This is a genomic window from Bacillus sp. AFS077874, from assembly GCF_002566505.1.
Taxonomy (GTDB): domain Bacteria; phylum Bacillota; class Bacilli; order Bacillales; family Bacillaceae_G; genus Gottfriedia.
On record NZ_NUYF01000059.1, the window covers coordinates 49,207 to 56,441 of the forward strand.

6 protein-coding genes and 1 tRNA gene are annotated in these 7,235 nt (G+C 34.5%); 5 read left to right on the forward strand and 2 right to left on the reverse strand.

From position 1 onward, the window contains the following. Positions 1–7 precede the first annotated feature (7 nt). The 4 genes from COJ46_RS23560 (at position 8) to COJ46_RS23575 (ending at position 4,123) form a co-directional block, all read left to right on the forward strand. Positions 8–1,372 carry an amino acid permease gene (locus COJ46_RS23560; RefSeq protein ID WP_098566401.1) on the forward strand — a complete coding sequence of 455 codons (1,365 nt, stop codon included), beginning with the start codon at positions 8–10 and terminating at the stop codon, positions 1,370–1,372. 102 nt (positions 1,373–1,474) lie between these two features. Then, positions 1,475–2,488: an SIS domain-containing protein gene (locus COJ46_RS23565; protein ID WP_097978948.1), complete on the forward strand. Its 1,014-nt coding sequence runs from the start codon at positions 1,475–1,477 to the stop codon at positions 2,486–2,488. A gap of 63 nt (positions 2,489–2,551) precedes the next feature. Then, the gene (frlD, locus tag COJ46_RS23570; protein WP_097978949.1) at positions 2,552–3,334 is read left to right on the forward strand and encodes a fructoselysine 6-kinase; all 783 of its coding nucleotides are present in this window, start codon (positions 2,552–2,554) and stop codon (positions 3,332–3,334) included. 60 nt (positions 3,335–3,394) lie between these two features. Beyond that, complete coding sequence (locus tag COJ46_RS23575; RefSeq protein ID WP_097978950.1) at positions 3,395–4,123, forward strand: GntR family transcriptional regulator; 729 nt, start codon at positions 3,395–3,397, stop codon at positions 4,121–4,123. A 77-nt stretch (positions 4,124–4,200) separates the two neighbouring features. On the opposite strand, the gene COJ46_RS23580 is transcribed toward COJ46_RS23575, so the two are convergent. Continuing rightward, positions 4,201–5,019, reverse strand: a complete 819-nt coding sequence (locus COJ46_RS23580; protein ID WP_097978951.1) for a M15 family metallopeptidase — start codon at positions 5,017–5,019, stop codon at positions 4,201–4,203. A gap of 131 nt (positions 5,020–5,150) precedes the next feature. Next, on the reverse strand, positions 5,151–6,596 hold the full coding sequence (gene cls / locus COJ46_RS23585; RefSeq protein ID WP_097978952.1) for a cardiolipin synthase: 1,446 nt from the start codon (positions 6,594–6,596) through the stop codon (positions 5,151–5,153). A 557-nt stretch (positions 6,597–7,153) separates the two neighbouring features. On the opposite strand from cls, the gene COJ46_RS23590 reads away from it, so the two are divergent. Further along, positions 7,154–7,230 (forward strand) — tRNA-Arg (locus COJ46_RS23590). Positions 7,231–7,235 lie beyond the last annotated feature (5 nt).

Sequence of the window (7,235 nt, forward strand, 5' to 3'; positions counted from 1 at the left end):
AGCCTATATGAGTAATACTACGCTTACACGAAAGCTTGGATTTTGGTCGGCATTAGCAATTGCTGTTGGTACGACTGTAGGATCGGGTATCTTTGTCTCGTCTGGTGATGTAGCAAAAGCAGCGGGAACCCCTTCTATTTCTATTTTAGCTTGGATTATTGGCGGTATTATCGCTATTCCGCAAGTAATGGTTCTTGCTGAATTATCAACTGCTTACCCTGAAAATGGAAGCGGTTACGTTTATTTGAATAAAGCAGGCTGGAGACCTTTAGCCTTTTTATATGGATGGGCAACATTCTGGGCGCTTGATCCACCATCTATTTCTATTATGGCTCTAGCAGTAGTTTCATACTTGGCAAGCTTTTTCCCATTCTTCTCAGGAGTTTCTGGCAAGTTGTTAGGGGTTGCAATCATTTTAATCATAACTTCAATTCATTATCGTAGTGTAAAAGAGGGCGGGCTTTTTCAAGTAATTATTACCGCCGTGAAAATCATTCCGTTCATTATTGTTATTGTTCTAGGTTTAATGTATATGCACCCGGGGAACTTCTCCTATACGCCTCATGGAGAAGTGGTAAAAACGAGTCTAATCGGTGGTGTCTCTGCCACAACCTGGGCATACACAGGTATGGCCGCCATTTGTTTTATGGCAGGTGAATTTAAAAATCCTGGAAAAACGCTACCGCGTGCTCTAATTAGCTCTGTCTTTATTGTATTAATCTTATATACTTTGCTAGCAGTCTGCGTAATTGGATTAATGCCTTTTAGTAAATTAATAGGTTCTAGTGCAGCTGTTTCTGATGCGGTTAAGTATATACCAGGACTATCTCATATTGCTTCTTCGTTTGTTGCGATTACTGCAATTATAGTTATTTTAGGATCACTAAGTTCCTGTATCATGTTTCAACCTAGGTTAGAATACGCGATGGCGAAGGACGGGCTGTTTTTCCAACGTTTTGGTCGTGTCCATCCAAAGTATGAAACACCAAGTTTTTCAATTATTGTTCAAGTTACCTATGCATGTATTCTAGTTTTTGCAACTAATTTAACGACTTTACTAGGCTATTTCACATTAATTCAATTAGTGATTAATATTTTGGATTTTGTAGCGGTTTATAAATGCCGTAAGAGAGAGGACTATAACCCGATTTACAGGATGCCAATGTGGAGACTAACGACGATTTTAGCAATTATTGGGGCTTCTTGGCTTGCTTGGGGTACGTTTACTTGGGCACCATGGCAAGGGATGGTAGCTGCATTCATTGTTATCGCTACCGGACTACCTGTTTACTTTTACTGGGAAAAACGGTACGGGCCGAATAAGAAAAATGGCGGTAATCTAGAGAAGAATTCAATTATTTCAGGAAGCTAGTGTTCTTTTACTAGCTTTTTAATTTTTTGAAAAATCTTGCTTTATTTGTTATATTTAATTATAATACAAGACATAACAAATATAATTTAGGGGGATCTAACCATGCTAAAATTTGATGAAGCGTTATTTTTAAAACTTGTAGAAAAAGAAGGACTTGCATTTAGAAGTAAAATTGAGGATATCGTCGATTCAATCTGTCAAAAAGGTTACAGCAATCTTTTCCTAATTGGTGCTGGCGGAACGATTGCAATGATGTATCCTTATAAATATATTTTAGAATCAAACTCAACGATCAATGTACATGCCGAAATCGCGGCGGAGTTTATGGTCATGAACAATAAGCACTTTTCAAAGGATTCAGTATGTATTTTCACCTCAGTTTCAGGGACAACACAAGAAACTGTTGCAGCGGCAGAGTTTTGTAAAGAAAGAGGGGCTACTACAATTGCATTAGTAGCGGAGCCAAATACTCCATTAACGCAGGTAGTAGATTACTGTATTACAACTGGCTCGGAAAAGCATTCATTTGATACGTTCTTTATGTTGTTGTACATGGTAGTATTTCGCTTCATGTATAATAACAATGAATTTCCACAATATGAACAGTTCACAAAAGAAGTTTCCTTGTTGCCACAAGCAATTTTAGCTGCTGTAAAAGACTTTGATAATAAGGCTGAGGAATTTGCTATTAAACATAAGGATACAGATTATCATATGATGGTGGGTTCAGGTAACTTATGGGGTAACACTTATTCATACGCAATGTGTATTTTGGAGGAAATGCAATGGATTCATGCAAAGTCCATCCATGCAGCGGAGTTTTTCCATGGTACGCTTGAGCTAGTTGTTGAAGATACTAGTGTTATTTTACTTAAAGGGGAAGATGAAACAAGACCATTGATGGATCGTGTTGAAAGATTTGCTGAAAAAGTTACAAATCTATTAACTGTTATTGATACAAAGGATTTTGAATTGCAAGGCATTAGTGAGGAATTTAGAAAACATTTTTCTGTTAGCATTAACTGGGCGGTCTTAAGTCGAATCAGTGTTTACCTTGAAAGGGAAAGAAACCACTCATTAGACCTAAGAAGATACTACCGCAAAGTAGAATATTAAAAAATTTAGTGGGCACTACATAGTAGTGCTCGTTTCTTAGAATAAAAAGAAGGTTGGGATTAGATGAGAATTGTTACAGTCGGCGATAACTGTATGGATGTCTATCTTACAAACGAGAAAGTGTATCCCGGAGGAAATCCAGTAAATGTTGCTGTCTACTTAAAAGAGCTAGGGGCAGAATCTTCGTATATCGGCTGGGTTGGAAGTGATTCCTTCGGTGATCGAATGATTCAGTCAATTAAGGGTAAAGGGGTAGATACATCGTTTATTTCTAAAAAGATAGGAAAAACAGCGGTTACCCATGTTGAATTGGTTAATAATGACCGTCATTTTGGAGAATACGATGAAGGAGTAATGGCACAGTTCACATTAACTGATGAAGAACTGGAGTTTATTCAAACCCAACAACTCGTCCACGCTGGTATATGGGGACATGTTGAGGAGTATTATCCACTTTTTAAACAAAAAGGCTTACTTACTGCATTTGATTTTTCAGACCAGTTAGAGCACGATTTAGTAAAGAAACTACCTAGTTATGTGGACTATTCCTTTTTTTCTTATAAAAAAGATGATGAATATATCAGGGGATTTTTAAAGGAGGTAAAAACAAAAGGTTCCAAGGTTGCTGTTGCTACGCTTGGAGAAAATGGATCTTTAGCTTTCGACGGGAAACATTTTTATCAATTTGGAGTATTGGAAGATCATGTAGTAGATACGATGGGAGCAGGAGATTCTTTCATAGCTGGTTTTCTTTTTGGTACTTTACAGGGTCTTTCGATCCAACAGTGTTTGGAATTGGGGACTAAAACGGCTACAAAAACAATTGGCTATTTAGGTGCATGGTGACGATGACTAGTCGGCAGTGTATAATAATGTTGAAAAACATTGACGGATAGGATGAAAATTATGAACCTAAATTCTTCAACCCCACAGCCTCTCTATATGCAGATTAGGCAAATGCTACAGAATGATATTCAACAAGGGAAATATAAACCAGATCAACAGATTCCCACAGAAGCTGAGCTTTGTGAAACGTATAATGTCAGTCGAATCACTATTCGAAAGGCTATTGAGGAATTAGTGAAGGATGGTACATTAACACGCATACCACGCAGGGGGACGTTTGTAGCTTCGAATAAGTTTAATAATGAACTGCTATCTGTAAGCGGATTCTCGGAGTTTAGCCACCAACTAGGGATGATTCCAAATTCCCGAATCCTTAGAAGTGAAGTCATCCCGGCATCAAAGGATGTTGCAGAACATCTTAAAGTAGAAGAAGGAAGTCGCGTACTAGAGCTTGAGCGACTTATGTATGTGAACGACCGTCCACTTTTTTATGATATTGCACATTACTCATTAATTCGTTTTCCTGATTTGGAAAAGAAAATTGCAACAGATGAATCCACATATAAAGTACTCTCAAAGGGCTATAATACGGAAATCCTAAGCAACGATAAAATTATCGACGTAATCGGTGCGACAAAAGTATATGCTAATTACCTTGAATGCGATATAGGAGCCAATCTCTTTAAAATCCTAAAAATAGCCTATGATTCAAATGAGGAACCTGTCCACCTTTCAACATTTATGTGTGAAACAAGTAAAGTAACCTTAACCGTCCATCGGACAAAATAGAAATAATTCTATTTTAAATAGAATACATATTTTTATAAAAAAAACTCACTTTTATTATTTAAAAGTGAGTTTTTGCATTAATAATTTGAAGGATTTACCTGGATAGCTTTAAAGTTTTGATTATTATCTGAGTAATGCCACCATTCTTTAGAATAGCCTACAAAACCTACTTGTCTCATTGCCTTATCCATAATTTGATAATTCTTTTCCTGTTCACTGCTTCGTTTATAACTTCGAGATGCTCGTGAAGAAAAATCATCGAATTTAGATTGCATTTGTATTTCTTTTCCATCTAAAGTACATATTGTAATATCCACCGTTGCGCCAAGTTGGTGTCCACGGATATTTTTAGGATCAGGTTTAGCTACATAATTCGAATTAGGATATGCGTTCCAAAGTGTTTGTTGTGCAGATAAAGGACGATAAGCATCCCAAACTTTAATAGTATATCCTTGTTCTTTAAGGATTACGTTTGCTTTTGCTAACTTTTTTGCTGTGCTTGTCCTAAGTATTGCTTGACTAAAATTATAAATACGTTTGCCAGTAAAGTTATTAGTTGTGTTATATTTCAAGTCAACAATAATACTTTTATCTAATGATTTAACATTAGTGAACTCCGCCGTCACATATTTTCCATTTATAAATCCCGTTGATTTTTTAAACTTAATTTTATACCATCCATTGGATTGTTTTTTAATAACCGTTAGAAGTTGGCCTTTTTTAACTGAACCGATCAACTTATTTGATGTACTAGGCCCATTACGGACATTTAATTTATTTGCAGTTACAGTATAAACATTATTTGCTGCATAGGTAGAAGTTGGATTTGTAAAGAAACTTATTGATAGGAATGAAAGAGTTATAAAAACTACAACTATCTTCTTAATAATTCTCATGATTTCACCTTCTTTAATTTTTTAATAATCTTTAACTATAACGATTATTCTACAGAAAAGCTCACATTACCTTTCATTTTGAAACTATAAAGATAAAATAAAAAACATTACCGTTAAGTAATGTTTTTTATTTACAATATTGGAGATAAGAGGCGAGAGATTGCTTCTTTTAACTTGATTATGACTGATCGCTCTTGATATTTTTCAATTGTAAGCTCACTACTATGTTTACTATCAAGTAAAAAAAGATTTTGTAGCTCAGAAGCTTTTTCTTCTGAATAGGTAATCGCGTTTATTTCAAAATTTAATTTAAAGCTACGTGTATCAATATTCGTAGTTCCTACCGAAGCTACTTCATGATCAACAACGATTGTTTTAGCATGTAAAAAACCATTCTCGTAAAGTAATATTTTTGCCCCATACGATAAAAGTTCTCCAGCGTACGATAGAGATGCCCAATACACGAATGGGTGATCAGGTTTACTTGGAATCATTATTCTTACATCGATACCGGATAAAATTGCGATTTTGCATGCGTCCATAATGCTTGTATCTGGAATAAAATACGGTGTTTGAATATAAACACATTTTTTGGCAGACATAATTAACTTAACATACATGTTTTTTAAGTGTTCTGTTTCTGAATTAGGTCCACTTGCAACTATTTGGATAGGGGTACTTCCAATATTTTTTTCATTATTAAATGAGAATTCTTCTATATTATGTATAGGTTGATTAGTAGCTTGTTGCCAGTCTAAAATAAATCTACCTTGAATTTGGTTAACTGATTCTCCCATTATACGAAAATGAGTGTCTCTCCAATAACCAAATTTTTGATCAATACCAAGATATTCATTTCCAATATTGAATCCTCCTATATAAGCAATTCTTCCATCAATAATACATAGTTTTCTGTGATTCCTATTATTTAATCGAAAATTGATTAGTCTTAAAAATGAAGGGAAGAAAGCTCTTACCTCACCACCATGTTTAATAAGTTCTTTGAAAAAAGAAGGGGTGATTCTTTTTGAACCAATGTCATCATACAGGACTCGTACTTTCACACCTTCTGCCGCTTTTTTTGAAAGTTCATCTCTAAGTTTCTTTCCTAATGAATCACGCTGGATGATATAGTACTGGATATTAATTTCTTTTTGGGCAAGTTGGATGTCTTTAAATAGAGAATTAAATTTTTCGTGTCCATCTCGAAACGTGTGGATCTCGTTATCTATCGTTAATAAAGCGTTAGCTGATTTTAAATTCATCATAATTATTTGTGAATGCTTTGATAGTAGCTCATCTTGAAGAAAACTTTGATCATTATGAATTTTATTAGCCTGGTCTGTAACCGCCAATTGTAGATAAGTTCTTTCTTTGGTCGATAGATGGTAGAAATTCTTTTGTTTTAGCTGTCTACCTAAAAATAGATATAGTAAAAATCCCACTATAGGTATAAAAAGTAAGATCATTAACCACGCCCATGTGGCGACAACATCCCTTTTTTCAATAAATACTAGTACTCCTGCTAGAATTATATTGATGATAAGGAGGATTGTAAGAAAATTATTAATATCCATTTTTCACACTTCCTATTAGTTAAATTTCCTTATTTTAGTTTAATATCTTTTTTATGCTCATTAATAATATTTTTTATTTAAAAGTACAAAGTATTCGAAAACACTTCATATTACATATTATTTATACCGATTCTATTTCGTTAAAAAATCAAAAAATGAAACATAGAACTTATTATGAGAAAAAGGAGTTGTTCTATTTTTATCAGGGCCTGTCCTTAAATTGTACTATAGTTATTCAGTTATTGTTGAGTAGTACTATGTCAGAAACGTTAAATATGTACTGATTAAAGCTACATTAATAACTTAAAAAGGCTCTAAAACCAGTTAAATCAAATAGGTAAATAAACTCGTGCTTTTTTTTATTTAAAAAGTGTTGACATTGAATGTTCGATGCTTTAATATAGTTTAAGTCACGTCAGACAAGTTAACGCAGTCAACGAGAGCTTATCGTAGTAAGCTTTTAAAGTTTAAAAAAACTTTTAAAAAAGTGTTGACATAAACAGTTGGATGTTATAAACTGTAAAAGTCGCTAACGAAGACGACACACTTTACAATATGCGCCCGTAGCTCAATTGGATAGAGCGTTTGACTACGGATCAAAAGGTTATGGGTTCGAGTCCTTTCGGGCGCGCCATATTA

Coding starts and splice junctions, on each gene's coding strand:
- COJ46_RS23560 (WP_098566401.1), top strand. CDS start 8: ATGAGTAATACTACGCTTACACGAAAGCTTGGATTTTGGTCGGCATTA.
- COJ46_RS23565 (WP_097978948.1), top strand. CDS start 1,475: ATGCTAAAATTTGATGAAGCGTTATTTTTAAAACTTGTAGAAAAAGAA.
- frlD (WP_097978949.1), top strand. CDS start 2,552: ATGAGAATTGTTACAGTCGGCGATAACTGTATGGATGTCTATCTTACA.
- COJ46_RS23575 (WP_097978950.1), top strand. CDS start 3,395: ATGAACCTAAATTCTTCAACCCCACAGCCTCTCTATATGCAGATTAGG.
- COJ46_RS23580 (WP_097978951.1), bottom strand. CDS start 5,019: ATGAGAATTATTAAGAAGATAGTTGTAGTTTTTATAACTCTTTCATTC.
- cls (WP_097978952.1), bottom strand. CDS start 6,596: ATGGATATTAATAATTTTCTTACAATCCTCCTTATCATCAATATAATT.